24 protein-coding genes, 1 tRNA gene and 2 pseudogenes are annotated in these 25903 nt (G+C 71.5%); 17 read left to right on the forward strand and 10 right to left on the reverse strand.

Features of this window, described 5'->3' with window-relative positions:
* Window positions 1-16: 16 nt before the first annotated feature.
* Window positions 17-2476: a DUF3427 domain-containing protein gene (locus RF640_RS01565; protein ID WP_368826295.1), complete on the reverse strand. Its 2460-nt coding sequence runs from the start codon at window positions 2474-2476 to the stop codon at window positions 17-19.
* Window positions 2476-2549 (reverse strand) — tRNA-Ala (locus RF640_RS01570). Before RF640_RS01570 ends, RF640_RS01565 begins: the two co-directional genes overlap by 1 nt.
* On the opposite strand from RF640_RS01570, the gene RF640_RS01575 reads away from it, so the two are divergent.
* The 4 genes from RF640_RS01575 to RF640_RS01590 all read left to right on the forward strand — a co-directional run bounded on the left by RF640_RS01575 (window position 2534) and on the right by RF640_RS01590 (window position 6815).
* On the forward strand, window positions 2534-2848 hold the full coding sequence (locus tag RF640_RS01575; protein WP_150110237.1) for a hypothetical protein: 315 nt from the start codon (window positions 2534-2536) through the stop codon (window positions 2846-2848). The two genes, RF640_RS01570 and RF640_RS01575, sit on opposite strands and share 16 nt — an antisense overlap.
* A 651-nt stretch (window positions 2849-3499) precedes the next feature.
* On the forward strand, window positions 3500-4780 hold the full coding sequence (locus RF640_RS01580; RefSeq protein WP_368826297.1) for an MFS transporter: 1281 nt from the start codon (window positions 3500-3502) through the stop codon (window positions 4778-4780).
* Window positions 4781-4794: 14 nt separating this feature from the next.
* The gene (locus RF640_RS01585; RefSeq protein WP_095650674.1) at window positions 4795-5910 is read left to right on the forward strand and encodes an NAD(P)-dependent alcohol dehydrogenase; all 1116 of its coding nucleotides are present in this window, start codon (window positions 4795-4797) and stop codon (window positions 5908-5910) included.
* Between the two features lie 2 nt (window positions 5911-5912).
* Window positions 5913-6815, forward strand: a complete 903-nt coding sequence (locus RF640_RS01590) for a helix-turn-helix domain-containing protein (RefSeq protein WP_368826299.1) — start codon at window positions 5913-5915, stop codon at window positions 6813-6815.
* A 31-nt stretch (window positions 6816-6846) separates the two neighbouring features.
* Here the strand turns inward: RF640_RS01590 and RF640_RS01595 are convergent, their stop codons facing one another.
* Window positions 6847-7560 carry a sulfite exporter TauE/SafE family protein gene (locus RF640_RS01595; protein ID WP_368826301.1) on the reverse strand — a complete coding sequence of 238 codons (714 nt, stop codon included), beginning with the start codon at window positions 7558-7560 and terminating at the stop codon, window positions 6847-6849.
* 257 nt (window positions 7561-7817) lie between these two features.
* Here RF640_RS01595 and RF640_RS01600 point away from each other — a divergent pair, with 257 nt between their 5' ends.
* From RF640_RS01600 to RF640_RS01615, 4 genes are all read left to right on the forward strand, one after another.
* A complete protein-coding gene (locus tag RF640_RS01600; RefSeq protein WP_081994190.1) occupies window positions 7818-8216 on the forward strand; it encodes a BatC protein in 399 nt (132 codons plus the stop codon).
* A 2-nt stretch (window positions 8217-8218) separates the two neighbouring features.
* Window positions 8219-9424, forward strand: coding sequence for a cupin domain-containing protein (locus RF640_RS01605; protein ID WP_368826303.1), 1206 nt, complete (start codon window positions 8219-8221; stop codon window positions 9422-9424).
* 67 nt (window positions 9425-9491) lie between these two features.
* Window positions 9492-10331 (forward strand): sucrase ferredoxin, encoded by an 840-nt coding sequence (locus RF640_RS01610; RefSeq protein ID WP_081994187.1) that lies wholly within the window; start codon window positions 9492-9494, stop codon window positions 10329-10331.
* Between the two features lie 192 nt (window positions 10332-10523).
* The gene (locus tag RF640_RS01615; protein WP_035924162.1) at window positions 10524-11060 is read left to right on the forward strand and encodes a ferritin; all 537 of its coding nucleotides are present in this window, start codon (window positions 10524-10526) and stop codon (window positions 11058-11060) included.
* A gap of 53 nt (window positions 11061-11113) precedes the next feature.
* On the opposite strand, the gene RF640_RS01620 is transcribed toward RF640_RS01615, so the two are convergent.
* From RF640_RS01620 to RF640_RS01630, 3 genes are read right to left on the reverse strand one after another with little or no spacing between them, the layout of a single operon-like run.
* Entirely contained in the window at window positions 11114-12187 is a 1074-nt protein-coding gene (locus tag RF640_RS01620) for a low specificity L-threonine aldolase (RefSeq protein ID WP_368826305.1), read from the reverse strand.
* 8 nt (window positions 12188-12195) lie between these two features.
* Complete coding sequence (locus RF640_RS01625) at window positions 12196-12867, reverse strand: SDR family NAD(P)-dependent oxidoreductase (protein WP_368826307.1); 672 nt, start codon at window positions 12865-12867, stop codon at window positions 12196-12198.
* 3 nt (window positions 12868-12870) lie between these two features.
* Window positions 12871-14301: a DUF6421 family protein gene (locus RF640_RS01630; protein ID WP_368826309.1), complete on the reverse strand. Its 1431-nt coding sequence runs from the start codon at window positions 14299-14301 to the stop codon at window positions 12871-12873.
* Window positions 14302-14424: 123 nt separating this feature from the next.
* On the opposite strand from RF640_RS01630, the gene RF640_RS01635 reads away from it, so the two are divergent.
* From RF640_RS01635 to RF640_RS01650, 4 genes are all read left to right on the forward strand, one after another.
* A complete protein-coding gene (locus RF640_RS01635; protein ID WP_031282182.1) occupies window positions 14425-14880 on the forward strand; it encodes an Lrp/AsnC family transcriptional regulator in 456 nt (151 codons plus the stop codon).
* Between the two features lie 140 nt (window positions 14881-15020).
* Window positions 15021-15737: an HNH endonuclease family protein gene (locus RF640_RS01640; protein ID WP_017831861.1), complete on the forward strand. Its 717-nt coding sequence runs from the start codon at window positions 15021-15023 to the stop codon at window positions 15735-15737.
* Window positions 15738-15787: 50 nt separating this feature from the next.
* On the forward strand, window positions 15788-16687 hold the full coding sequence (locus RF640_RS01645) for an SDR family NAD(P)-dependent oxidoreductase (protein WP_368826312.1): 900 nt from the start codon (window positions 15788-15790) through the stop codon (window positions 16685-16687).
* A 106-nt stretch (window positions 16688-16793) separates the two neighbouring features.
* On the forward strand, window positions 16794-17441 hold the full coding sequence (locus tag RF640_RS01650) for a YitT family protein (protein WP_368826314.1): 648 nt from the start codon (window positions 16794-16796) through the stop codon (window positions 17439-17441).
* 78 nt (window positions 17442-17519) lie between these two features.
* Here RF640_RS01650 and RF640_RS01655 read toward each other — a convergent pair whose 3' ends face one another.
* Window positions 17520-18101 (reverse strand): TetR/AcrR family transcriptional regulator, encoded by a 582-nt coding sequence (locus RF640_RS01655; RefSeq protein WP_368826316.1) that lies wholly within the window; start codon window positions 18099-18101, stop codon window positions 17520-17522.
* 90 nt (window positions 18102-18191) lie between these two features.
* Here RF640_RS01655 and RF640_RS01660 point away from each other — a divergent pair, with 90 nt between their 5' ends.
* The gene (locus tag RF640_RS01660) at window positions 18192-19373 is read left to right on the forward strand and encodes an MFS transporter (protein ID WP_368826318.1); all 1182 of its coding nucleotides are present in this window, start codon (window positions 18192-18194) and stop codon (window positions 19371-19373) included.
* A 91-nt stretch (window positions 19374-19464) separates the two neighbouring features.
* On the opposite strand, the gene RF640_RS01665 is transcribed toward RF640_RS01660, so the two are convergent.
* The 3 genes from RF640_RS01665 to RF640_RS01675 are packed head-to-tail and all read right to left on the reverse strand — an operon-like array spanning window position 19465 to window position 22097.
* On the reverse strand, window positions 19465-20877 hold the full coding sequence (locus RF640_RS01665; RefSeq protein WP_258300597.1) for a phenylacetate--CoA ligase family protein: 1413 nt from the start codon (window positions 20875-20877) through the stop codon (window positions 19465-19467).
* Between the two features lie 58 nt (window positions 20878-20935).
* Window positions 20936-21481: a signal peptidase I gene (gene lepB / locus RF640_RS01670; RefSeq protein WP_229587151.1), complete on the reverse strand. Its 546-nt coding sequence runs from the start codon at window positions 21479-21481 to the stop codon at window positions 20936-20938.
* Between the two features lie 22 nt (window positions 21482-21503).
* Window positions 21504-22097: a DUF6448 family protein gene (locus RF640_RS01675; RefSeq protein ID WP_368826321.1), complete on the reverse strand. Its 594-nt coding sequence runs from the start codon at window positions 22095-22097 to the stop codon at window positions 21504-21506.
* 189 nt (window positions 22098-22286) lie between these two features.
* Here RF640_RS01675 and RF640_RS01680 point away from each other — a divergent pair.
* From RF640_RS01680 to RF640_RS01695, 4 genes and pseudogenes are all read left to right on the forward strand, one after another.
* Window positions 22287-22698 (forward strand): annotated as a pseudogene (locus tag RF640_RS01680) (VIT1/CCC1 transporter family protein); the annotation flags it as partial.
* Window positions 22699-23023: 325 nt separating this feature from the next.
* Window positions 23024-23725, forward strand: coding sequence for a response regulator transcription factor (locus tag RF640_RS01685; protein ID WP_035924157.1), 702 nt, complete (start codon window positions 23024-23026; stop codon window positions 23723-23725).
* Window positions 23722-24867, forward strand: coding sequence for a sensor histidine kinase (locus RF640_RS01690; protein ID WP_368826323.1), 1146 nt, complete (start codon window positions 23722-23724; stop codon window positions 24865-24867). The genes RF640_RS01685 and RF640_RS01690 overlap by 4 nt, the downstream gene beginning before the upstream one ends.
* Window positions 24868-25070: 203 nt before the next feature.
* Window positions 25071-25903, forward strand: a pseudogene (locus RF640_RS01695) (heavy metal translocating P-type ATPase); the annotation flags it as partial.

Consider the following 25903-nt stretch of genomic DNA (forward strand, 5'->3'; position numbering starts at 1 on the left):
CCCGCCGTCCGCGGCTCTAACTGAGAGGCGCTACCGTGCTCGCGGCCGAGAACACGGGGGACGGCATCGGACGGCGCAATTTCCAAATAATCGACATGGGTTTGGACCCTTCGTGCGACACATAATCGACAGGTCCCAAAAAGACGTACGGCGAGGTGCCGGCCTCCTGAGTCGGGGACTCACGGACAAACAGCATGATGTGGCTGTTCTGTACGGTGTGGTGTTGATAACGCTGTCCCGCTGCGGATTCCGGAGTCGTCTGGTTCTGCGACTCCCAGTGGAAGAGCGTCTCGGAGACGGCGTAGTCCTTGTACATGGTGTTGGGCGAAAAGTCCTTCTCCGACTTATGGAGCGTGACGAGAAGCGCCTCGCAGCGTGATGACGGAATCCAGGACACGCCTTCGCGCACTGTGCCGGGAGTGCGCTGCCCTTCTTCTCCCATGCCCAGACCGGCCAGAAGTTCCTCCCGGGTGTAGTGCGCATGTGTCTGCAGGGGAATGTCGGCGTAGTCCTGTCCCAGTGAACGCGGCAGGTTGCGTGCGCCGTCGGCGGTGACGTCGATGAGCTGCGTCAGCTCGTTCCGCAGGATGGCGTGCGACCGGAGCAGCTGGAGGCCGCTCTCTAATTCGCCCGGACCGCCGCTCTTCCGACCCTGTGGCCAGAAGGAGTAGTAGAGCATGCGCGCTATTCGCTGCTCTCTGAGCGGCAGAGACAACACCGGCGGGGCATCCGGGCGAAGCAAATCCTCGTAGCACCGTAGCCGGGCGGGGTCATCCACGTTCAAAAACGCCTTGGCGCGCTGTAGCAAAACGAGGACCTCCGTCTCCTGATCCTCGGCGGGCCACAGAACATCGGGGACCAGTCCACCGGCACGACGCAAGGTGTTCCAGGTCGTCGGCCGACCGTCAAACTTGTTCCGTCGGTAGATGTCCGATGCCTCTGAGAGGGAATCTGTCAGGTACTGACGCAGGGTGTACGACTCGGGCGACGGCTGCTGCGCCGCCAAATCCCTAATCTCGTCGACCACTTGCCGGGTCGTCAGGCGCAGTTGACGCTTCACGTTGTCGAGCACCACGGATTGGGCGACAGTATCGAAGACGACCTGCGTTCCGGAGGGGAGGAAGGAAAAACCCTCCTCCAGGTCCTTGGCCAGGCGCGTCCGGCTCGATCCCGTCACGGCACGGTATTTCAGGTCGAACCGGAACTCTCGGTGCTGGAATCCGATGAAATCCAGAACGGTTAGTACGGGTTTATCGGGAGCTAGCCGCAGGCCGCGTCCCAGTTGTTGCAGAAACAGCGTGGAGGACTGCGTCGGCCGGAGCATGAGAATGGTGTCGACCTGCGGAATATCAAGGCCTTCGTTGAACAGATCGACGGCAAAGACGGCACGCAGTTCTCCGAGCTGCAGCGACTTGAGGGCAGTCCGCCGCTCGTCGCTGGAACTCTCCCCGGACAGTGCCGCGGACGGCAGCCCGGCCGCCGTGAACTTCCGTGCCATATATTCCGCATGTTTGACGGAGACGCAGAAGCCAATGGCTTTCATGCGATGCGGATCGAGCACCTTGTCGTTGAGAGCCTGCAACACCTTGGCCGTGCGTGCGTCATTGCCCGTGTAGACGGCATCCAGTTCTTTGTCCTCGTACCGACCCCGCCGGAACTGAAGTGAAGACAGGTCGACGCCATCTGAGACGCCGAAATAATGGAACGGCGTCAGCAACTGCTGATCGAGGGCATCCCACAGGCGCAGTTCGCTCGCAATGCGGCCTCCAAAGAACTTCTCTGCGACGTTGACGCCGTCGCCGCGCTCCGGAGTGGCGGTGAGTCCGAGGAGTTCCTGAGGCTGGAAGTGCTCAATGATCTTGCGGTAGGTCGGAGCATCGGCATGGTGGAACTCGTCGATGACTACCACGTCAAACGACTCAGGGGCGAAGCGGTCCAGGCTCTTGGCGTTAAGAGATTGAATCGACGCAAAAACGTGTTTGCCTCTGACTGACTGATAGCCGTCGACCATGAGCTCACCGAAGGCGCCGTCACGCAGAACTGTGGCATAGGTCTGGCGTGCTTGCTCGAGAATTTCTCGGCGGTGGGCCACAAAAAGCAGTGATAGCTCACCAGGGGTACCGGCCTGCAGCCTGCGATAGTCCAAAGCCGCGAGGATGGTTTTTCCAGTGCCCGTCGCGGCGACCACGAGATTCCGGTGGCGGTCGTGAATAACACGCTCGGCCTCCAGCTCCTGGAGCATTTGAGCTTGGTAGGGATAGGGCTGGACATCTAGGTGCGCAATGGAGACCTCCGAAGACACCCGTCCGCCTCCTTCGGCGAGCGCCCTCGCGAGGCGCTCGCCGTCATCATCCGGGTTGTAGGACTCAAAGCTCTCCGACGCCCAGTAGCTCTCGAAGGTCGCCTCGAACTTATGGAGGAGTGCCGGCGTCGCGACGGAGGACAGGCGCACGTTCCACTCGAGCCCGTCCAGCATGGCGGCGTGCGACAGATTCGAACTGCCGACATAGGCCGTGCTAAAGCCGGTCTTGCGGTGGAACATCCACGCCTTGGCGTGCAGGCGCGTATTGCGGGTTTCGTAGCTGACTCGAACTTCCGCGCCGTACTTACGCGCCAGCGCGTTGATTGCCTTGGCATCGCTGGCACCCATGTAGACGGTGGTCAGGACGCGGAACGGAATGCCGCGGTCCTTCAACGACTGGAGCTCTTTGTCCATGACATGCAGACCGGACCACTTGATGAAAGCAATGAGAAGATCCACACGATCGGCGCTTTCGAGCTCCTTGGCGATCTCGCGTCCGACCTGCGGCTCATGCGGTGTATTGGTGAGCAGAGCAGCGTCAGATAGTGGCGTTGCTGGCTTTCGTAGCGCAGCACCGGTCGTCGGCGCGATCGACATGAGTTGTCGAGGACCTTCGCTGATGCTCGCCGGATCCTGCATTTCGTCGTTAAGGGCCGCCAGGATGCGATTGGCTTCGTGCACACGGGTGGCGGCGGGTGTGGATTCTAAGTGGAACAGAATGCGGTCGCGGAGATAGCGCGCGAGAACGTGAGGGGTGTCGGCAGGATCCACGGTGTCCAGAGCGGCACTGCCATCCGGCAACTCCGTAAGTTCCGTCGCCAACGCTGAATCTTCGAGGAGCTCATACAGGCCAGGGGAAAGACGGACGGCGTTGGCATTGTGCAATTGACCCATAGGGGCAGCTTAGGGTTGCCGACATCCCGGAACGGTGAGTGCCGTGTCAGCAGACGTGACGCGTCGCGCCGAGGCTTGGGACGGCCTGCCGGGACGTACGGCCTGAAGCTTCGGCAGGGTAGGTGAGGACGTTGGAGTCCTATGAAGCAGCACCGGCATATACGCAGAAGTATCAGTCCGCGTCGAATTAACCGGCTAGTGGCCCGCGTCACACCTCCGTAGCGTTGAGGACATCGCGCACCGGCTGCCCGCTCTTCTGCTCGTCAGGTGCCTCCCGCTTGGTGTCCACGAAGGAGTACCCGCATGTTCGGCATGCCCCGCCGCCTGCTCTTCGGCTATCTCGCCCTCGCCATCTTCATGACCGGTGATGGTTTTGAGCTCACGTTCCTGTCTCGCTTCCTCGTCGAGAACGGCTTCACGCCCACCCAGGCCGGCCTCGTCTTCACCGTCTACGGCCTGGTGGTCGCCATCTCGGCCTGGACCACCGGCGTGCTCGCCGAGGTCGTCGGCGCCAAGCGCCTGATGGTCCTCGGCGGCGTGCTCTGGATGGTGCTGCACGTCCTGTTCCTCACCGTGGGGCTGGAGAGCGTGGTCGGGACGATCATCATCTACGCCCTGCGCGGGGTCGCCTACCCGCTGTTCATGTACTCCTTCGTTGTCCTCATTGCGCAGTCGGTGCACCCCAGCCGCCTGGCCTCGGCCATGGGCTGGTTCTGGGCCTCCTTCTCGCTGGGCATCGGCGTGATGGGCGCCTACGTGCCCAGCCTCCTGGTCCCCGTCATCGGCGAGTACGCCACCCTCTGGGCGTCCCTGCCCTTCGTGGCGGCCGGCACCCTGATGTGCGCCTTCCTGGTCCCCGGCGCCCCGCCCGAGACCGACCTCTCCCAGAAGCTGCACGGCGCCGAGCGCACCCGCGAGCTGCTGCGCGGGGTGACCATCCTGGTGGAGAACCGGCAGATCGCGCTTTCCGTGGTCATCCGTGTGCTGTGCAACCTCACCCTCTACGCGTTCCCCATGATGATGCCGCTGTACCTGACCACCGGCGAGATCGGCGGGCAGTCCTGGTTCACCTTGCCCGAGTGGATGATGCTGTGGGCGATCATGAACACCATCACCATCGGCGCCAACATCGTCTGGGGCCGGCTCGGCGACCGCTACGGCTGGATGCGCCAGATGCGCTGGTTCGGCTTCGGCGGCATGGCCCTCGCGGTCCTCGCCTTCGCCTACGTCCCGGTGTGGTTCGGCCCCAGCTTCCCGGCGATGGTCGGGGCCGCTGTGCTCTTCGCCCTGTCCGTCACCGCGTTCGTCCCGATGGGCGCCATCTTCCCGGCCCTGGCCCCCGAGCACCGCGGCGCGGCGATCTCCGCCCACAACCTCGCCTCCGGGCTGACCACGTTCCTCGGCCCCGGCATCGCCACCCTTCTGCTGCCCGTCCTCGGCCCGATCGGGGTGTGCTGGGTCTTCGCGGCCCTGATGCTCCTCGGCACCCTCACCACCTTCTTCATCCACCCGCCCCAGCCCGGTATCACCACCGAGGACGGCCGGATGCTCCCGCGCCGCGATCGCCTCGCCATGGCCGCCTGAAAGGACCTGAGATCATGAACCCCACCACGCTCACCACCCTGAACCCCACGACCACCGCCGCGAAGTCCCCGAGCACCCAGGAGAGCACCATGGACGCCGTCGTCCTCGAACGCCAGCACGAGATCCAGGTCCGGCCCGTCCCGGGGCTGCGCCCGGTGGGCCCCGGCGAGGTGCGCATCGGCGTGCACACCGTGGGCATCTGCGGCAGCGACGTCCACTACTTCACGCACGGGCGGATCGGGCCCTACGTCGTCGAGAACCCCATGGTCCTCGGCCACGAGGCCTCCGGCACGGTGCTGGAGGTGGGGGAGGGCGTCGATCACCTGGCCGTGGGGGACCGGGTCTGCATGGAGCCCGGCATCCCCAACCCGCGCTCCCGGGCCGCGCGCCTGGGCATGTACAACGTGGACCCGGACGTGCAGTTCTGGGCCACACCCCCGGTGGACGGCTGCCTGCAGCCCGAGATCATCCACCCCGCCGACTTCACCTACAAGCTCCCCGAGCAGCTCTCGCTGGAGGAGGGTGCCCTGATCGAGCCCTTCGCCGTGGCGGTGCATGCGGTGACCAAGGCCGGTCTGGCGCCGGGCGACGTCGTGGTGGTGGTGGGCGCCGGCACCATCGGGGTGCTCACCGCGATCGCGGCCGCCGCGAGCGGGGCGTCCCGCGTGTACATCTCGGACGTGGCACCGGAGAAGTTCGCCAAGATCGAGGCCTATCCGACCATCCACGCCGTGGACGTCTCCCGCCAGGACCTCGGCGAGGCGGTGCGGGAGGCCACCGACGGCTGGGGCGCGGACGTGGTGTTCGAGGCCAGCGGCAGCCCGCACGTCTTCGGCAATCTGTGGGAGATCCCTGCGCCCGGCGGGACCGTGGTCCTGGTCGGCATCCCCGTGGACCCGGTGCCGCTGGACGTCGCCGCGGCCCAGGCCCGGGAGCTGCGGATCGAGACCGTGTTCCGCTACGCCAACTCCTACCAGCGGGCCATCGAGCTCGCCGCCTCCCCGGCCGTGGACCTGGGCGCCCTGATCAGCGCCACCTATCCGTTCGCCGACGCCGTGGCCGCGTTCGAGCGCGGCGCTGAGGGCCGGCCCACCGACACGAAGATCCAGATCCGCGTGGCCGGAGCCTGACCGTGGCTGCCGCCGCACGGAGCACGACGCCGGAGGACGCCACCTCCCCGGTCCGGGAGCTGGTGATCCCGGACCCGTCGAGCTCCGTGCGGTGGCACGAGCACGACTGGCCCCACCCCCTGGCCCGCTGGCACTACCACCCCGAGGTGGAGGTGCACCTGATCCGGGAGTCCTCCGGGACGGTGATGGCCGGCGACTGGGCCGGGCCCTTCGGCCCCGGCCACCTCAGCCTCATGGGCTCCTTCCTGCCGCACAACTGGATCTCCCACCGCGACGACAGCGCCGTGGTCCGCAACCGGGACGCCGTGCTCCAGTTCGACCAGGAGCGGTTCTTCGCCGCCGCCGGGACGCTGCCCGAGCTCGAGGCCCTGCGCCCGCTCCTGGAGGCCGCGGCCCGGGGCATCGAGTTCACCGGCCGCACCGCCGTCCAGGGCGCGGCGGCGATGGAGGCGGTGAACGGCACGTTCGGCCTCCGGCGGCTGGCCGCCGTGGCCGAGCTGCTGGCCGTCCTCGCCGAGTCCCCGGAGAGCGAGCGCCGCTACCTGGACAGCCGCGGCGGCACCTACCGCCTGGACGCGTCCGAGGCCGAGGTCTTCAACCGGGCGCTGGGCTACATCACCGAGCACCTGGACGGCCGGATGCTCGTGCCCGAGGTGGCCGAGGCCGTGGGCCTGAGCCGGGACGTGTTCTCCCGGCTGTTCGCCAAGGCCACCGGGGTGGGCTTCAACCGCACGGTCACCCGGATGCGGCTCACCGAGGCCTGCCGGCTGCTGCGCGGCACCGACCTGCTGGTCTCGGACATCTGCTACCGGGTGGGCTTCACCAACCTCTCCAACTTCAACCGGCACTTCCGGGCCACCACGGGCACCACGCCGTCCCGGTACCGGCGGATCGACCAGCTCTGAGGTTGGCCGGAGGGACCCGGCAGGACGTGCTTCAGAGCGCCTGCAGCAGGACCAGCACGGCGCCCAGCGCGGAGGCGCCGAGGCCCACCCGCCGGACGATGCGCCGGTTGATCCGTGCGTTGACCGCTCCGGACACCGCGAAGCCCAGGACCATGGCCGGCAGGAGCGCGGCCGCGAAGAGCACGGTCCGGCGGTCGATCGACCCCACCGCGGTCAGCGCAACGAGGGCCATCACGGCGCCGACCAGGAAGAAGGCGCTCATCGTGCCGGGCATCCGGGCCCGCGAGGACCCGTGCCACACGAGCGCCATGGGCGGACCGACGATGGACGTGGCCGTCCCCAGGAGCCCGGAGGCCGCCCCCGCGACGACGACGGCCGCGGGCCGGGGCCGCGGCCGCCAGCCGCACACGCTGAGCAGCACGGCCAGCAGCACGGTGCTCGCCAGGACGAGGGCCAGCGTCCGGGCGGACAGGGCCGCCACCAGCAGCGCTCCCGCCACGGTGCCGGGGACCTGCCCCGCCACGGCCCAGCCCGCGTCCTTGACGTCCACGGCGGCGCGGTCCCGCAGCACGCCGAGCGCGGTGAGCCCGGTGACCACCAGGATGAGAGAACCGGGCAGCAGGGTGGGGTCGAACAGGGCGATCACGGGGGCGGAGAGCAGGGCCACGCCGAAGCCGATCGCTCCCTGCAGACAGGACGCGATGCTCACCACGAGCGCGACGACGGCGAGCTCCAGGCCGGCCATCCAGCACCTCCCGGTCGCGGGCAGGGGATGGGTGAATTGTTCCACCTCCGGAGGCCGCCCGGAGATCGTGCCCCCGGCGAGGACGGCGCACGTCGCGCCGCTCCTCGTCCGGCTTCCCTGACGGCGGCGGACGTGAGGGCTGTTCCCTCGCCCGCGCTGCCCGGATAGCCTCGACATGGGCGGTGCTGCTCACGCATCGCCTGTCCTGGTGACCCGGTGCCGGCGACGGCCCGGTCACTCGAAACTGGGAGGTCAACATGACTGATGCACAGCAGGATCCGAACCAGACGGAAGGTCCCGCCGACGGCGGAGCCTTCGGTGCTCCGGGTGTTCAGGACGGCGGTGCCGATGGCGGCGCCGACGGCGGCGCTGACAACGGCGCCGAGGGCCCGGCCGACGGAGGAGCGGCCGGCACCCCGGGCGTGCACGACGGTGGCGCGGACGGCGGTGCCGACGGCGGTGCTGACAACGGCGCCGAGGGCCCGGCCGACGGTGGAGCCGCCGGCACTCCGGGTGTCCACGACGGCGGCGCGGACGGCGGCGCCGAGGGCCCCGCTGACGGTGGAGCGACCGGCACTCCGGGGGTGCACGACGGCGGCGCGGACGGCGGTGCCGATGGCGGCGCCGACGGAGGAGCCGGAGCACGAGGCCTCTGAGCGTGGACGTCGTCCGCACTGACGGGCAGGACCCCGGCGCCCGGAGCGGCGCCGGGGTCCTGGAGACCCGCCTGATCGACATCGGCCGGGAGCGGTTCGCCCGTGACGTCTGGGGACGGGCACCGCTGCTCACGCGCCGGGCGGGCGGCTTCGCCGACCTGTTCTCCGCCGACGCCGTCGACGAGCTGATCTCGCGCCGCGGGCTGCGCACGCCCTTCCTGCGCGTCGCCAAGGACGGGTCGACGTTCCCCGACTCCACCTTCACGTCCCCCGCCGGGGTCGGCGCCACCATTGCGGACCAGCTCGACGACACCGCGCTGTGGCGGCAGTTCGCCGACGGCGCCACGCTGGTGCTGCAGGCGCTGCACCGCACCTGGGAGCCGGTCGCGGACTTCAGCGCCGCGCTGAGCGGCGAGCTCGGGCACCCGGTGCAGGCCAACGCCTACATCACCCCGCCGCAGAACCGCGGGTTCGACGACCACTACGACGTCCACGACGTCTTCGTCCTGCAGATCGAGGGGACCAAGCGCTGGGTGCTGCACGAGCCGGTGCACCCGGACCCGCTGCGGGACCAGCCCTGGACCGACCGCCGCTCCGCCGTGGCCGAGGCGGCGAAGGGCGAAGCGCATCTCGACGTGGTGCTCGAACCCGGCGACGCCCTCTACCTGCCGCGCGGCTGGCTGCACGCGGCCCAGGCGCAGGGGGCGGTCTCCATCCACCTCACGCTCGGGATCCACACCTGGACCCGCCACGGCCTGGCCGAGCAGCTCGTCCAGGAGGCGCTGGCGCTGCTGGCCGAGGACCCGCAGATGCGCGGGTCCCTGCCCCTGGGCGTCGACGGACCGGGCGGGGAGCTCGACACCGTCCGGGAGCGCCTGGTCGCCGCACTGGCCGCGGCCGATCCCACACCGCGGTTCCAGCGCACCCGGCGAGGGCAGGGGCGCCCGGCCCCGCTGGGGCCGCTGGCCCAGCTCGCGGCCGTCCAGGGCTTGAGCGCCGGGACCCTCGTGCGGCTGCGCGGTGCCCTGGAGGCACGGCTGGAGGGCCCGCGGCTGAGCACGCGCGTGGGGTGGCTCGACTTCCCGGCGACCGATCTGCCCTCCGTCTCGTGCCTGCTCGACGGCGAGGTCCACACCGCGGGCGAGCTCGGTGTCGAGCTCGTCGCACGACTGCTGCGGGCGGGGGTTCTTGTTCCCTGTGACCAGTGACACCGCCACCGTGAATGCCTCGTGCCGCTTCTGGTGCGCCGACGGAGCCCGGGGGCGCGGCGACCCGATGGCAGGGACGGCCCCGCGGGGGCTCGTCTGGGTCCTCATCGAGCACCGCGGCGGATGGCCGGTCAACGGGTTCGACGGTCTCGAGCTCGAGCCGGAGACCAAGGCCCTCGTGTTCTCCGCCGCGCAGGCGGCGAAGGCCCGAATCCTTCTGGTCCGGCGACACGGCCGCCGTAGCCTTGAGGGCCCCCGCCGGTGGGCCGTGCTGCGCCACGACGACTCCGGCGACGGCCGTCAGCACTGGGGCACGTGGAGCCGCGACGAGGACCTCGCGGGAATCGCCACGGCCCTCGGCGTGCCGGGTGAAACCGGCCACCCACCGGTCCTCCTGGTCTGCGCCCACGGTCAGCACGATCCCTGCTGCGCGGTGCGCGGACGGCCCGTGGGACGTGCCCTGAGCGAGCGCTGGCCGGATTTGGTCTGGGAGTGCTCGCATGTCGGCGGTGACCGGTTCGCCGCCAATGTCGTCGTCGTCCCCGACGGCGTCTACTACGGAGGGCTCGACGCGGAGTCCTCCGTCACCACGGTCGAGGAGCACCTCGCCGGCCGGGTGCACGCGGAGCACCTGCGCGGGTACACCGATCTCTTCCCACCGCAGCAGGCCGCTGTCGCGGCCGCGCTCGAACGCTTCGGCCCGGCCGGCCGCCACGACTGGACGGTCACCGAGTCGGCTCGCGACGGCGACCGCTGGCGGATCCGTCTCGCCGGCCGCCCGCCCCGGCCGGGCCTCGTCGACGTCGAACTGCGGTCCCACACCGCCCCGCCGCATCAGCTGACCTGCCACGGACCGGCCACGAGCACGGCCAGGGTCTACGAGCTCACCGCGGTGCGCGTCGTCTGAAGGACGGGACGACCCGGAGCATCGTGTCGGGGGAAAGTTTCCGGTGACCGGCCTACACCCGGCCGTCCCACCGCGCTACGCTCGAACTCCAGACCCGAGCGACGATTCCTGCCGGCCCTGCCCCGGGCTCGCACCGGTGGAGCGGCCGGGGCGTCGTCCGCCCTGGGGACCCACTGATGTCAGGAGATCCTGATGGCCCCCGAGACCTTCGACGAGCTGCTCACCCGCCAGGTGGGCCACGAGTTCGCCGCCTCCCACCAGTACATCGCCGTGGCGGTCTGGTTCGACAGCCAGGACCTCCCGCAGCTGGCCCGGCACTTCTACCGGCAGTCGCTGGAGGAGCGCAACCACGCCATGATGATCGTCCAGTACATCCTGGACCGGGACCTGCCGCTGACCATTCCCGGGGTGGGGGAGGTGCGCAACGACTTCACCGACGTCCGTGAACCCCTGGCCCTGGCGCTGTCCCAGGAGCAGGAGGTCACCGAGCAGATCAAGGCGCTGTTCGCCGCCGCCCGGGCCGAGGGGGACGCGCTGGGGGAGCAGTTCATGCTCTGGTTCCTGAAGGAGCAGGTCGAGGAGGTCGCCTCGATGACCACCCTGGTGAACGTGGCCCGCCGGGCCGAGAACCTCTTCGACCTGGAGAACTTCGTGGCCCGGGAGCACGTGGGCGACGGCGGGCACGGCCACGACTCCGGGGCCCCGGCGGCCGCCGGCGGAGCCGCCTGACCTGGCAGCAGTCCCCGTCACCCGCCCCGGGCGGCGGGCACGGGCCGGCGGGATCAGCCGACCGGGACGAGCTCCGACCGCAGGGCGGTCAGGAACGCGTCGACGTCCTCCTCGGTGGTGTCGAAGCTGCATACCCAGCGGACCTCGCCCTTCGCGGCGTCCCAGTCGTAGAACCGGAACCGCCGGCGCAGGCGGTCCGCGATGCCCGCGGGCAGGGTCGCGAAGACGGCGTTCACCTGGGTCTCCTGGGTGAAGGCCACGCCGGGCATCGACCCGTCGGCGATGCCCGCCTCGATGCCGTCGCGGAGCCGCCGGGCCATCGCGTTCGCACGGCCCGCGGTGCGCAGGTACAGGCCGCCGTCCAGGAGCGCGAGCAGCTGGGCCGAGACGAACCGCATCTTCGAGGCCAGCTGCATCTGGCTCTTCCGCAGGTAGACCAGGCCCTGGGACGCGGCCTCGTTCAGGACCACCAGGGCCTCGGCGCCGAGGGCCCCGTTCTTGGTGCCACCGAAGGAGAGCACATCGACGCCGGCGTCGGTGGTAAAGGCGCGCAGGGGCAGTCCCAGGGCGGCCGCCGCGTTCGAGAGCCGGGCCCCGTCCAGGTAGACGGACATGCCGTGGGCGTGCGCGTAGTCCGTGACGGCCCGGATCTCGTCCGGTGTGTACAGGGTGCCGAGCTCGGTGGACTGGGTGAGGTAGACGACGAGCGGCTGGGCGCGGTGCTCGTCCCCCCAGCCCCAGGCCTCCGCCGCCATCAGCTCGGGCGTGAGCTTCCCGTCTCCCGTGGGGACGGGCAGGAGCTTGAGGCCGGCGGACTTCTCGGGCGCGCCGCCCTCGTCGACGTGGATGTGCGCCGTGTCCGCGCAGATCACCGCGCCCCAGCGCGGGAGCATCGACTGGAGCCCGACGACGTTGGCGCCGGTGCCGTTGAACATCGGCCACACCGAGGCGCCCTCGCCGAAGTGCTGCACGATCACGTCCTGCAGCCGTGCCGTGTACTCGTCCTCGCCGTAGGCGATCTGGTGACCGCCGTTGGCCTCGACCAGGGCGTCCAGCACCTCCGGGTGGACCCCGGAGTAGTTGTCCGAGGCGAAACCCCTCAGCTCGGCGTCGTGGGACCTCTTCATGTGGTGCCTCATCCTTTCTCCTGGAGTTCGATGGTCGAGTCGTTCAGTTCCGGGGCCTCGGCGTCCCAGAGCCCGGCGTAGGCGTTCGCGAGCCGGTCCTCCAGACCGGCCAGGGCCTTCACCCGGAAGATCACGGCGGCGACGCGCAGCGGCTCGCCGGCCTCGCGGGCGCCCTTCGCATATCCCTGCGCCACAGCCCGGGTCCACGCCTCGCTCGCGGCCTTCACCGCGGCGTAGTTGGCCCCGCCCGCCAGCGGACGGTTCACCGCGGTCGAGGACACGATCGCCAGCCGGCCCGCTGGCGAGGCCCGGAGGTCGTCGTCGAAGGTACGGCTCAGGTGGCGCAGGGCGGTGAAGGAGGTCTCCAGCACGCGGTAGTCCTCCTCCGTCTGCCCAGCGAGCCCACCGCCGCCGCGCCATCCTCCGACGAGGTGGAGGATCCCGTCGATCGACCAGCCGCGGTCGTGCAGCCGGCGGGCGAGGTCGAGCACGGCGCGCTCGTCGGCGAGGTCCACCGTCTCCGTGTGCGCCCCCAGTGCTGCGAGGGGGACGAGCTTCTCCGCGTGGCGCCCCGTGGCGACGACGCGGGCCCCGGCCGAGGTCAGGGTCCGCGCCGCCGCCAGACCGGACGCACTGGTGGCGCCGGCGATCAGGACGGTGCGCCCGGTCAGGTTGGTCATCGCTCAGGCGTCCGTGGCGCGGATGCCGGTCGTCGACGCGATGACGCCCTTCATCTTCTTGTCGAGCGCCTCGAAGAACATCGACAGCGGGAACTCGTCGTCCAGCACCAGGTCCGTGTAGCCTCGCGGCGGCCCGGCCAGCACCTCGCGGGGGAGCCCCTCCGCCCACACCGATGCGGGGTTCGGAGGGACCACGGAGGCGATGAGCTCGTACGCCTTCATCCAGTGCACCGTCTTCGGCCGGTCGATCGACTCCCAGTACAGCTGGTCGATGGCCTCGCCGAGCTCGACGACCGCGTCCGCGACCCGGTCCCAGTCGAAGCTGAGCTCGACGTCACGCCACTGCAGGACGTGCTTCCGGTGGAGCCAGGCGAACAGCAGCTGCCCGCCCAGCCCGTCGTAGTTGCGCACCCGCGAACCGGTGATCGCGAAACGGAAGATCCGGTCGAAGATCACCGCGTACTGCATGAGCTTCCCGTGCCGGCGGGTCTGCTCCTCGATCTCGGTGAGCTCCTCGCCGGCCGCTCGCCGCGCCGTGAGCGCACGCTCGATCGTCACCGACTCCCGGAACGCCGTCAGGTCGCAGCGCAGCTCCTCCAGGGAGTACAGGAAGAACGGCATCCGCTGCTTGATCATGAACGGGTCGAACGGCAGGTCGCCGCGCATGTGCGTGCGGTCGTGGATGATGTCCCACATCACGAAGGTCTTCTCGGCGAGATCCTGATCGGCGAGCAGGGCCGCGGCGTCCTCGGGCAGGTCCAGCTTCGTGATGCCGGCGGCTGCGGTGACCACGCGGCGGTAGCGTGCCGCCTCACGGTCCTGGAAGATGGCGCCCCAGGTGAACGTCGGGATCTCCCGCACGGCGACCGTCTCGGGGAAGAGGACCGCGGAGTTCGAGTCGTAGCCCGGGGTGAAGTCGATCAGCCGCAGGGACACGAACAGCTTGTTGCCGTAGTGCCCGGCCTCGAGCTCGGCGATGAACTCCGGCCAGATCGCCTCGACGATCAGGGCCTCGACGTGCCGGTTCGCCGAGCCGTTCTGGGTGTGCATGGGGAACACGACGAGATGCCGGATGCCGTCCACGCGGTGCTGCTGCGGCTGGAACTCGACGAGGGAGTCGAGGAAGTCCGGCTCCCCGAAGCCGCCGTCCGCCCAGCGTGCGAAGTCGCGGGGCAGGGCCGCCAGGTACGCCGCGTCGTGCGGGAAGAGCGGGGCGAGCTCGGCGATCGACGCCACGATCACCTCGACGTGCTCGCGCGCCGTCGGGTGGTCGGCGAGCTCGGGGATCGACCCGTCCTTGACCTGCAGGGCCTGCAGGGCGGTGGCCGCCGACCGGAGCCGGAGCCAGGCCGGGCTCGACTCCACGGTGCGGGCATCCTCCACGACCTCAGGTTCGCCGATGATGGCCTGCACCGCCTGCAGAGACGTGGACATTGAAACCCTCCTGTCGTAGATCAGCGGAAATTTTCCGGTGATGATGATCACATACAGGAACATTCACATGTGGTCGTGAGGCTGTCAACCCTCTCGGCGGGATCAGCTGGTAGCGTTCGGCCCATGGACGACCCCATGGATGTGCGACTGGCAACCGAGGTGTCCCACGACCCGCGCGCCACCCTCGCCCAGTTGTCCGAGCGGGTCGGCCTCTCGGTCTCGGCCGTGCAGGCGCGCCTGCGCAAGCTCGAGAGCAGCGGGGTGATCGCCGGGTACCAAGCGATCCTCGACCCCGAGGCCATCGGCAAGCCGCTCGCGGCCTTCATCGAGATCACGCCCCTCGATCCCCGCCAGCCCGACAACGCCCCCGAGCTCCTGCAGTCGATCACGGCGATCGAGGCCTGCCACTCGGTGGCCGGGGACTCCGCCTACATGCTGTTCGTCCGGGTGGCTTCGCCGAAGGCGCTCGAGGCCCTCGTCAACGAGGTGCGCCACGTGGCCTCCGTGAACACCCGCACCACCGTGGTGCTGCAAACCTTCTACGAGCACCGGCCGATGCTCTCCCCTGTCGAGGCCTGACGCAGCTCTCAGAGGTCCCCCCTGTCCCGGGAGTCGTCCCCAAAAGTGTGACCACAACACGTTGCATGTATTTGCAATAGCGATGCCAGGATGGAGTGACGCCCGCGCCGGCGCCTCATCCCCCTTCCTGGAGGCCCCCGATGTTCCTCAGCATGCTCTTCCGTGCCCGCCCTTCCGGCGACGGCTCGCCCACTGTCGGCGGCCCGCTCCGGACTGCCGCGGCATCGGTGGTCGTGGCCGGTCTGGTCCTCGTCGGTGGTGCTATGCCCGTCGAGGCGGCGACGACCTACAGCGCCTCGTTGCGCACCGCAGTGAAGTCCCTGCCCGTGGCCGGGGAGAACAACGTCGGCTATGACCGGGCCAGGCAGTTCGGCGACTGGAACGACGCCAACCGCGACTGCCAGAACACCCGCGCCGAGGTGCTGCAGAACGAGTCCAGGGCGAGCATCAGCTTCACCACCAGCAAGCGTTGCACCGTCAAGGGCGGGCGCTGGATCACCACCTGGGACGGGAGGGTGCACACCTCGGCCACCACGGTGCAGATCGACCACACGGTGCCCGTCCACGAGGCCTGGGGCTCCGGGGCGCGGTACTGGACGAAGGCCAAGCGCGTGGCGTTCTACAACGACCTCGGCGACCACCGCACGCTCAGCGCCCAGACCTCCGCGCTGAACTCGGCCAAGCAGGCCCGGGGCCCCGAGGCCTGGATGCCGCCGCGGAACCGCTGCGGCTACGTCGGGGAGTGGGTGGCGGTGAAGATCCGCTGGGGTCTCAAGGTCGACAGCACGGAGAAGGCCGCCCTGACCCGGATCGCCGCCTCCTGCCCCAACGTCACCCTCACCGTCAGGAAGGCCTGAGCCGGGCGGACGGATCCCGGGCGGGCGCGGCGCGGAGGAGCGGCCGGGTCGTGCAGAGGGGTTGCTTCGATCCTGCCCGGGTGCAGCGGGCGCCGCAGCGCCACGACGACGTCGTCGGGAACGGCGTGCTGCCCGTCCTGCTCGAGCCGGCTGTGGCCATCCGGGCTCGCCCCGGCGAGCATGGGGTCATGACACCACTGGGACGAACCCGCACCGCTCTGGTCACCGGCTCCACCAGCGGCATCGGTGCCGCCACCGCACGGACACTGGCGGCTCGAGGGTGGTACGTCGGCGTCACGGGCCGTGACCGCGCCCGCGGGGACGGCGTGGTGGCCGGGATCCGCGACCGCGGAGGGCGGGCGGACCTCATCGCCTCCGAGCTCACCGCCCCCGCGGACGACCTCCGGGCCTTCGCCCGCGCGGCCGCGCAGACCCTGGGCGGTCACGTCGACACGCTGGTCCACAACGCCGCCGTGTGCCCCGCCGTGGACACCCTCTCCCTCACCGACGCGGATCTCGAGGCCGCGCTCGCCGTCAACGTGCGTGCCCCGCACGTGCTCACGGCCGCCCTGGCGCCGGGGATGGTCGAGAACGGCAGCGGGGCAATCGTCGTCATCGGCTCGTGGATGGCCCACGTCGGCAGCCCTGTCGTGGGGCTGTACTCGGCGACGAAGGCGGCGCAGATCCAGCTCGCGCGCAGTTGGGCGGCGGAGTTCGGGTCGCACGGTGTGCGGGTCAACACCGTCTCTCCCGGAGCGACGCGGTCCCCGGTCAACGCCCCGGCCGACGACGTGATCGCCCGGATCACGGCCGCCACTCCCGCCGGGCGTCCCGGGACCCCGGAGGAGATCGCCGCCGCCGTCGCCTGGATCGTCTCCGACGACGCCGCCTACCTCCACGGCGCCGAGATCCACGTGAACGGCGGCATCACCAGCACCCGGCGGATCTGAAGCCGGCCGGTCCTCGGCCGCGCGGAGGGCCGACGACGTGCCGGGCGGGCGGCGGCCTCGCCGGCGAGGCCGACCCGTGCGCCGGAAGGGCCCCGCCGGTGCGAAGATGATCCGCATGAACTGGAGTCCGCGCGCCCTGGCCCGCTCGATCGACGGTCCGGACTCGCGCCGACTGCCCCGGCGGCTCGTGCAGCTATACGCCGGGCTGGTGCTCTACGGCATCACCATGGGGATGCTCGTGCGGGCGGAGCTCGGTGTCATCCCGTGGGACGTGCTGCACCAGGGGCTGTCCCGGCAGTTCGGACTGAGCATGGGCACGGTGGTCATCGTCGTCAGCGTGCTGCTGCTCCTCCTCTGGATCCCGCTGCGCGAACGGCCCGGGCTGGGCACCCTCAGCAACGCCGTGGTGGTCGGGCTGGTGCTCGACGCGACCCTGGCGGTGCTGCCTCCGGTCGAGTCCTTGCCGCTGCGGGTGCTGCTCGTGCTCGCCGGCGTGCTCCTCAACGCCGTGGCGACCGCCGCCTACATCGGGGTGCACCTGGGCGCCGGCCCGCGGGACGGGCTGATGACCGGCCTGGTCAGACGGACCGGGGGATCGGTGCGCGTGGTCCGCACCTCGATCGAGGTGGTCGTGGTGCTCGCCGGGTGGGTGCTCGGCGGCACCGTGGGGCTGGGCACGGTGCTCTACGCCCTGGCCATCGGCCCGCTGGTCCAGATTCTGCTGCCCCGGCTGAGCGTCCGCCTCCACCGCTGACGCCAGGCCCCGCTCTGCACGCCCGCACCGAGGTGACCCCGGCGTCGGGGTCCGGAGCCGCCCGTCGCTGGTGAAGGGTCAGGTGCGGCGGTGGGCTCGGACCGCGGCGGAGGCCAGCCGGCGGCCGACCTCGATCGGTGAGGGCGGGGTGCCGCGGAGGAAGGCGGCCAGGGTCCCGCCGTAGGCCAGGAGGACCTCGTCCGCCAGGTCCTGGGCGCGTCCCCCGGCGAGGGGCCGGGAGAGGTGCAGGAGTCGCTCGGTGAGGAGGGCGGTGTCCGCGGCCAGGACGGCGCCGATCTCGTCCGCGGCCTCGGGAAGCTCGGTGGCCGCGGCCAGGAAGGCGCACCAGCGCGCCGGGTGGGGCTGGTCCCGCCGGTAGGAGGCCAGGGCATCGAACACCGCGAGCAGCCGCGCCGTGTCGTCGGCGGCCGCGACCACGTGCTGGTCCCAGACCGACCGCCAGTCCGCCAGCCGGACCCGCAGCGCCTCGGCCACCAGGGCGTCCTTGCTGCCGAAGTGCGTGTACAGGGTGGCTGCCGAGACCTCCGCCTCGCGCAGCAGCTCGTCGACGGGCGTGGCCCGGATGCCGCGGTCGAACAGCACGCGGTCAGCCGCCTGCAGCAGCCGGGTGCGCGCGGGGAGTCGCGGGACGGTGGTCACCCCACCACTGTATCGATCCCTCGTTCCAGAACGAGCGTTTTGGTATAGCGTTACGATCGTTCTGGTAAGCGACGTGCGAGAGGGAGTTCCATGCGAGCTCTGGTGATCAGCGGGATGGCACTGATCGCGGCGACCTACGGGCTGGCGCGCTTCGGCTACGGCCTCTTCCTGCCCCGGTTCACCGAGACCTTCCAGATGGGCTCGGCCGTCTCCGGGCTCATCCAGGCCGGGAGCTTCCTCTCCTTCTGCCTCGCCGCGGTGCTCGCCTCGCGCCTGGCCGCCCGCCCGCGCCTGGTCGTGGTGTGCGCGGGGGCGACGGCCACGCTGGGCACGGCAGGCGTGGTGGCCTCGCCCACCGCGGTCGTCCTCGCGGTGAGCGTGGTGCTGGCCGGGGCCGGCGCCGGGTTCGCCACCCCGGGCCTGGTCACGCTCATCGAGCGCAACCTCGCTCCGGAGCGCCAGGAGAGTGCCCAGACGGTCGTCAACGCCGGCACCGGAGCGGGCATCGTCGTCGCAGGCCTCCTCATGCTCCTCACGATCGACCAGTGGCGCCTGGGATGGGCGGCCATCGCCGTCCTGGTGGCAGCGGCCACCGTGGCCACCCTCCGGGCGGACCAGTCCGCGCACCGGTCTCCGACCGCGGAGCGGCCCGCACGGGTGCGGGCCCGTGACCTGGTGCCGCTGGCCCGGCCCATCGCCGCGGCGGCGCTCGCCGGCGCCTCGAGTGCTGCGATCTGGACCTTCGGGCGCACGGCCATGGCCGAGTCCGGCACGGGCGAGGAGTCCTATTCCATTGCGGCCTGGATGGTCCTGGGGGCGTTCGGCGTGCTGGGCGCCGCCGCCGGGAAGATCGTCCAGGTCTGGAGCCTGCGGACGGCGTGGGTCTCGACCGCGGTGGCCATGGCCGGCGCGACCGTCGTCCTGGGCGCGGCGCCGGGGGCGCCTCTCGCCGCGTTCGTCTCCGCGGCCGTGTTCGGGGCCGGCTACACCGCCCTGTCCGGCGTCCTCATCGTCTGGGCCGCGCGGGTGATTCCCGATCGCGTGTCCGAGGGCACCGCCGTGCTGTTCATCGCCCTCGCCGTCGGTCAGGCGGCCGGCTCGGTCCTCCTGGGCGTCCTGTTCGATCCCGCCGCCCCGGTCCTGGCCTTCGCCGTGGCCGGTGCGCTCGGGATCCTCGCGGTGCTGCCCGCCCTGAGCGGCCGGTCCGGGGCGCGGTCCTCCCGCACCACGCCGGCCCCGCACCCCGAGGGGGCCGGCAGCCCGCGGGCCTGATCAGGCGCACGCGGGCCACGAGGACGAGCACCGGGCAGCTCGATCCCCGTCCGTCCGGCGAGGCCCGCCAGGCGACCGTCCGGCGGACCCGTCATGGTGCGGGGAGCGGGACGACGGTGCGGTACTTGCCGCCGGTGCTCTGCTGCGGTGCCTCCGGGGCCCGGTCGACGGCGACGTGCCCCAGGCCCAGGTCGCCGAGCAGATCGGTGACGGCGCTCAGCGCGGCGGCCCACACCTGCTCGGGGTCCTCGCCGGCCGCCGGGAGCAGCCGCACCCGCAGGCCGGCAGGGGCGGTCTGCACGACCTGGAACAGCTCCACGCCCGGGACGCGGTCGATGACGGTCCCCAGCGCGAGCGGGGGCACCGCGACCAGGCCCCGCCCGTCGTCGTCGGGGAAGGCGAGGACGTCCGAGGCCCGGCCCTGCACGCGCAGGGCCGGGGCCGGGTTCCCGCAGCCGCACGGTTCCGGCTTCATCAGGACCCGGTCGCCGACGTCGTAGCGGATGATCGGCTGGACCCGGTTGGCCAGGTTCGTCATCAGCACCGTGTGCGAGACGGTCCCGGGCGGGACGGGACGGTGCTCGGCGTCGACGGGTTCGAGAACGACCCAGTCCTCGACCAGGTGCAGCCAGCCCCGGGCGCAGCTCGAGGCCGCGTAGCCGATCTCGGTGCACCCGTAGACCTCCCGCACGGGCGCCCCGAAGGCCCGCTCGATCCGGGTGCGCTCGTCCGGCGGCAGACCCTCGGCGGTGCTGAGCACCAGCACCGGGCGCAGGCGCAGCCGCCCGGCCTCCTGCTCGGAGGCCAGCAGGCGCAGCACACTGGCGTAGGCGCCGAGCATGAGCGGGCCGAAGGCGTTGAGCTCGGCCACCAGCTCGGGCAGCGGCCGGTGGATCGAGAGGATCCTGAGCCGGCGGTGGCGCCGCGGTCGCTCCCGCATCTCCCGGGTGCTGGTGGCCACGGCCAGGAAGTGCCCGCCGGTGGCCACGACCGCGGCGAACCGGCCCCCGCGCACCGTGAGCCGCACCAGGTCCCGCCCGGACAGCCAGCCCGCGGACAGCCGGGCCATCATCCCCGAGGTCACCGCCCGGTACCGGTCGTCGAGCACGAAGAGACCCCGGGTGCCGGTGGTGCCGGCGGTGGTGGCCACCAGGTACCTCCCGGCGAACCGCTCCCCGATCCGGGCCGGGTCCGCCACGAACTCCTGGACCGCCGCCAGGGTCACGGCCGGGTCCGTGGCGACCTCGTCGAAGTGGGCCATCAGCTGCCGCTTGTCCGTCACCGGCAGGGAGGTGACGTCCTCGACCCGCTCCGGCAGCCCCTGGTAGAGCCGCCGGTAGTAGGCGGAGTGCTCCCGCGCGAAGGCCACGAGCTCGGCCAGCCGCTCCCGCTGCCGCCGGCGCAGCGCCTCCGGGTCCTTCCGGCGGGCTCGGCGGGCGTCCCACCACACCCGTGCAGCGCTGGTCCCCCGGGCGTCCGCCGCCGCGGTCCGTCGTGTCCCCATGGCACGACTCTAGGAATCCGGGGCCGGGGGAGACAGGGCCCCCGCGCAGGTGACGGAATCAGTCCTCGGTCCCTCGGGCGGGTTGGCCGTCCGAGGCCTTGCCCCGGCCGGGGGCGGGCCGCAGCCGGACGGGGCCGGTGAGCACCGTCCCGCGGACGGCCCGCACCGGCAGGTACGGGTCCTGCCAGGTGCGGCTGTCGCTGGAGCGGGCGCGGTTGTCCCCGAGCAGCAGCACGCGTCCCGGCGGGACGTGGAAGACACCGCACGGGCCCCCGGCGTGCACCACGTAGGGCTCGGTCACCGGCCGGCCGTCGACACTGATCCGGCCGCCGGGCTCGATCACCACCCGCTCCCCGGGCAGGCCGACGACGCGCTTGACGACCGTCCGGCCCAGTTCCTGCGAGTCGACGACAAGGATGTCGCCGCGCCGTATCCGCCCGGGGCGCCACTGGCGCCGGGTCACCAGGCGCCGGCCCGGCAGCAGGGCGGGAACCATGGACACGGAGTCGACCTGCGTCACGAAGATCAACCAGCGGCGGACGGCCAGACCGACCAGGACGGCGGTCAGGGCCAGCGCCGCCACTGTGACCAGTTCTTGTCCCACGCGCCCGCCCGCCGATGCGGCGTCAGTGCCGGTGCGCGGTGTGCGCGTGATGACCCTCGTGCTCCTCGCCCTCGGCGAGCTTGAAGAAGCTGACGTAGGCCTCGACGTAGTCTCGTCCGGCACTGAGGTCGTCCACGTCGTAGTGCTTGCGCTCCAGCACCGCCGCCAGGCGCCGCTCCAGCTCCGGGACCAGCTCGGTGGGCACCAGACCCGCCAGTGGCTCCAGGGTGCCGGTGTCGACGCAGCGGTCCGCCGCGACCACCTTCTCGTCGACGGGCGCCCCCGAGGGCTTGAGGCCGGTGTACGGGGCGCCCTCGCCGGCACGGTGGGTGCGCACGAGGTTCTCCAGGAACCAGCGGTCGGCCACCTCCCGTGCCTCCTCGCCCTGATCCCGCGCCTTCCGCGCCAGAGCGAAGATTTCCCGCAGCTCGTTCTCCTGCTCCGCGCCCACCCATTTCAGGGCGTGGCCGGGGTTGCCCGTCTCCAGGGCACGCCTGCCGTCCTGGACGGCGGGTCCGTCCATGGTGTCGCAGTGGGCACCGGCCCGCACCGGGCGCAGGACCACCACCGACAGGGCCAACAGGCAGGCGCCGAGAACCAGCAGCACGGTCGTCACGGTTCGTCTCCTTCGTGGGTGGCCTCCGCACGGGCGGGACCGCAGGTGTGCATCACGGCGCCGATCGCCGGTCCTGTGCCACGGACCTGTCCGCTCGTCCGGGTCGGCACTGCCAGTGTGCGCCGGTGCGTCCCGTGCTGCCCACCACCACCGGCAATGTGACTCCGGCACCGCGCCCGGCGCGGGGGCATCGTCTCCACCGCCGGCCGGCTGGCCGGGGCGGCGGTGAGCACCAACGCCCTGTTGGTTGCCGGGGTCGCGGCCGTCGTCGCCGGAGCTCTGTCCATGGCGGTGGGAGAGTACGTGTCGGTCTCCAGCCAGCGGGACTCCCAGAAGGCGGAGCTGGCCCACGAGCAGCTGCAGCTCCACACCGACGCCGCCTACGAGCTCGACCACCTCGCCGGGCTGTTCCCCGCCCAGGGCGTCGACGGCGGCCTTCGTCCTGGGTGCGCTCATCCCGCTGGTCGCCATCCTGACCTCCCCGCGGCCGATCGCCGTACCGGTCACGATGGTGTCCGTGGTCGTCGCCCTGATCGTCACCGGATCGGTCGCAGCCCACTTGGGCGGCGCTCCGCGGACACGGGCCGCGCTGCGCACGGTGGCCGGCGGCCTGTGGGGGTGCCCGAGGAGACCTCGTACCCGGGAGCCTCACAGCAGCGGCTCGGGCAGGTCGGTCCCGGTCCCGGGGTGGCCCGAGGCCGGATGGCGGCCCTCGGGGGTGACGGTGAAGCCCATCAGGTCCACGACCGGGCCCACCTGGGTCAGTTCCCGGTCCTGCTACCGGAACAGGCCCTCGCGGGTGGCCAGCAGGATCGTGTCCGTGCCGGCGCGCTCACGACGGCGTGGTCCGTGAAGGTTTGGCGAAGATTCCCGCGCTGACCGCCCCCGGGCGCCGCCGCCCCGCGGCGGGGGAGGACACTGAAGTCATGAATCCTGGCACTGACGCGGCGGCCGGGCGGGTGCTGGTGGTGGACGACGAGAAGCCCCTGGCGCAGATGGTCGCCACCTACCTGACCCGCGGCGGCTACGAGGTCGCCACCGTCCACACCGGCCCCGACGCCGTGGAGGCCGCCCGCGACCGGAGCCCGGACGTGGTGGTGCTGGACCTGGGGCTGCCGGGGATGGACGGCATCGAGGTGTGCCGCAGGATCCGGGGCTTCTCCGAGTGCTACGTGCTGATGCTCACGGCCCGCGGGGACGAGGAGGACAAGCTGGCCGGACTGGCGGCCGGGGCCGACGACTACATCACGAAGCCCTTCAGCGTCCGCGAGCTCGTCGCCCGGGTGGCCGCGGTGCTGCGCCGGCCGCGCACCACGGTGGCCCCGGTCGAGCCCGCCCGGGAGTTCGGCGAGCTGACCGTCGACCTCGCGGCCCACGAGGCACGCGTGGGCGGGGAGGCGGTGGCGCTGACCCGCACCGAGTTCGAGCTGCTGGCCGCCCTGACGGCCCGGCCGCACGAGGCGCTGACCCGCCGCCGGCTCATCGACACCGTGTGGGGGCCCTCATGGGTGGGTGACGAGCGGATCGTGGACGTGCACATCGGGCACCTGCGCCGGAAGCTCGGGGAGGACCAGGCCGCCTTCGTCGACACCGTGCGCGGGGTCGGCTACCGGATGGTGGCGCGATGACCCGGCAACGACACCCCCGCGGCCTGGCCTCCCGGTTCTTCCTGGCCCAGGCCATCGTGGTGGCCGCCGGCATCCTCGCCGCCGTGACGGTCGCCTCCCTGGCCGGACCCGCGATCTTCCACGAGCACCTGATCATGGCCGGGCACGCCGAGAACTCCCCCGAGCTGCTCCACGTGGAGCGGGCCTACCGGGACGCCGGCCTCATCGTCCTGGGCGTGGCCCTGGGCACCGCCGTGATCTGCGCCGCGGCGGTGACCTGGCTCTTCACCCGCCGCCTCCGGCGGCCCCTCGCCGCGCTCACCGAGGCGGCGCGGGGCGTGTCCCGCGGCCGCTACGACACCCGGGTCCCGGCTCTCGGCGCCGGCGTCGAGGTGGACGCGGTGGCGGCCTCGTTCAACACCATGGCCGAGCGGCTGGAGCGCACCGAGGAGCTCCGGCGGCGGATGCTCTCGGACCTGGCCCACGAGATGCGCACCCCGATCTCGGTGCTCACCGTCTACTGCGAGGCGCTGCAGGACGGGGTGGCGCAGTGGGACGAGGCCACCGGCGAGCTCGTGACCGACCAGCTCGGACGCCTCACCCGGCTGGTCGAGGACATCCACGACGTCTCCCGGGCCGAGGAGGGCCGGATCGACCTGGACCGCGCCTCGCAGCCGGCCGGCGACCTGGCCCGCTCCGCCGCGGAGGCCCACCGGGAGGCGTACGCCGCCAAGGGCGTGCGGCTCGTCCTGGACGTCGACGACGACGCCGGGGTGGTGGACGTGGACCGGCAGCGGATGGGGCAGGTGCTGGGCAACCTGCTCACCAACGCCCTGCGCCACACACCGCCCGGCGGGCAGGTCTCCCTCGGCGTCGTCCGGCGGGGTCCGGAGCAGGTGGCCGTCACCGTTGCCGACACCGGCGACGGCATCGCCGCCGAGCACCTGTCCCGGGTGTTCGAGCGCTTCTGGCGCGGGGACAGCGCCCGGGACCGCGACCACGGCGGCTCCGGGATCGGCCTGACCATCTCCCGGGCCCTGGTCGAGGCCCACGGCGGGACGCTGACCGTCACGTCCCCCGGGCCCGGGGCCGGGACGGCCTTCACCGTGGAGCTGCCCTCCCGTCAGCGGGCGGGGCCGGAGCCGGCCGGGATCACCCGATGACACACCTTGCCTTATACCCCCTAGGGGTATATACCTAGGAGGAGCAGGCCCACCTCGGTCCCCACCGAGCGGACACCAGTTCTCGCAGGAGGAAGATCATGCGCTCCCCGCACCAGGACCACGGCCGCCCCGCCGCCCCGGAGCAGCCCGCGGACGCCCACGGCCACGAGCAGCACGCCGATGCCGGCACCCACGGACAGGCCATGCCGCACGAGCACGCCCACTCGGCGGTGGACGAGGACCACCAGGTCCACACCCACGGCGAGCACGCCGGGCACTCCACGGCGATGTTCCGGAACAAGTTCTGGCTCAGTCTCGTGCTGGCGGTCCCCGTGGTGGTCTTCAGCCCGATGGTCGGGCACCTGCTGGGCTACTCCGTCCCCGGGTTCCCGGGCTCCACCTGGGTCCCTCCCGTGCTGGGCACCGTCATCTTCGTCTACGGCGGGGCGCCGTTCCTGAAGGGCGGACTCACCGAGCTGAGGAGCCGGCAGCCGGGGATGATGCTGCTGATCGCCATGGCCATCACCGTCGCCTTCGTCGCCTCCTGGGTCACCACCCTGGGGATCGGCGGGTTCGACCTCGACTTCTGGTGGGAGCTGGCCCTGCTGGTGGTCATCATGCTGCTGGGCCACTGGATGGAGATGCGCGCCCTCGGCGCGGCGTCCTCCGCCCTGGACGCCCTGGCCGCGCTGCTGCCCGACGAGGCCGAGAAGGTCGTCGACGGCGACACCGTCACCGTGCCCGTCGCCGAGCTGGCCGTGGGCGACGTCGTGCTCATCCGTCCCGGGGCCCGGGTCCCGGCCGACGGGGAGATCGTCGCGGGGACGGCCGAGTTCGACGAGTCCATGATCACCGGCGAGTCCAAGGCCGTCAGCCGGGCACCCGGCGACACGGTGGTCGCCGGGACCGTGGCCACCGACACCACCGTGCGCGTGCGGGTGGAGGCCGTCGGCGCCGACACCGCCCTGGCCGGGATCCAGCGGATGGTCGCGGCCGCCCAGGAGTCCTCCTCCCGGGCCCAGGCCCTGGCCGACCG

This window comes from Kocuria sp. CPCC 205231 (assembly GCF_040980965.1).
GTDB lineage: Bacteria > Actinomycetota > Actinomycetes > Actinomycetales > Micrococcaceae > Kocuria > Kocuria rosea.

Bases quoted from the DNA above. Each gene is read 5' to 3' on its own strand.
- RF640_RS01565 (WP_368826295.1), bottom strand. From the start codon at position 2,476: ATGCTGGACGGGCTCGAGTGGAACGTGCGCCTGTCCTCCGTCGCGACG.
- RF640_RS01580 (WP_368826297.1), top strand. From the start codon at position 3,500: ATGTTCGGCATGCCCCGCCGCCTGCTCTTCGGCTATCTCGCCCTCGCC.
- RF640_RS01585 (WP_095650674.1), top strand. From the start codon at position 4,795: ATGAACCCCACCACGCTCACCACCCTGAACCCCACGACCACCGCCGCG.
- RF640_RS01595 (WP_368826301.1), bottom strand. From the start codon at position 7,560: ATGGCCGGCCTGGAGCTCGCCGTCGTCGCGCTCGTGGTGAGCATCGCG.
- RF640_RS01600 (WP_081994190.1), top strand. From the start codon at position 7,818: ATGACTGATGCACAGCAGGATCCGAACCAGACGGAAGGTCCCGCCGAC.
- RF640_RS01610 (WP_081994187.1), top strand. From the start codon at position 9,492: ATGGCAGGGACGGCCCCGCGGGGGCTCGTCTGGGTCCTCATCGAGCAC.
- RF640_RS01615 (WP_035924162.1), top strand. From the start codon at position 10,524: ATGGCCCCCGAGACCTTCGACGAGCTGCTCACCCGCCAGGTGGGCCAC.
- RF640_RS01620 (WP_368826305.1), bottom strand. From the start codon at position 12,187: ATGAAGAGGTCCCACGACGCCGAGCTGAGGGGTTTCGCCTCGGACAAC.
- RF640_RS01625 (WP_368826307.1), bottom strand. From the start codon at position 12,867: ATGACCAACCTGACCGGGCGCACCGTCCTGATCGCCGGCGCCACCAGT.
- RF640_RS01630 (WP_368826309.1), bottom strand. From the start codon at position 14,301: ATGTCCACGTCTCTGCAGGCGGTGCAGGCCATCATCGGCGAACCTGAG.
- RF640_RS01635 (WP_031282182.1), top strand. From the start codon at position 14,425: ATGGACGACCCCATGGATGTGCGACTGGCAACCGAGGTGTCCCACGAC.
- RF640_RS01640 (WP_017831861.1), top strand. From the start codon at position 15,021: ATGTTCCTCAGCATGCTCTTCCGTGCCCGCCCTTCCGGCGACGGCTCG.
- RF640_RS01650 (WP_368826314.1), top strand. From the start codon at position 16,794: ATGATCCGCATGAACTGGAGTCCGCGCGCCCTGGCCCGCTCGATCGAC.
- RF640_RS01660 (WP_368826318.1), top strand. From the start codon at position 18,192: ATGCGAGCTCTGGTGATCAGCGGGATGGCACTGATCGCGGCGACCTAC.
- RF640_RS01665 (WP_258300597.1), bottom strand. From the start codon at position 20,877: ATGGGGACACGACGGACCGCGGCGGCGGACGCCCGGGGGACCAGCGCT.
- RF640_RS01685 (WP_035924157.1), top strand. From the start codon at position 23,024: ATGAATCCTGGCACTGACGCGGCGGCCGGGCGGGTGCTGGTGGTGGAC.
- RF640_RS01690 (WP_368826323.1), top strand. From the start codon at position 23,722: ATGACCCGGCAACGACACCCCCGCGGCCTGGCCTCCCGGTTCTTCCTG.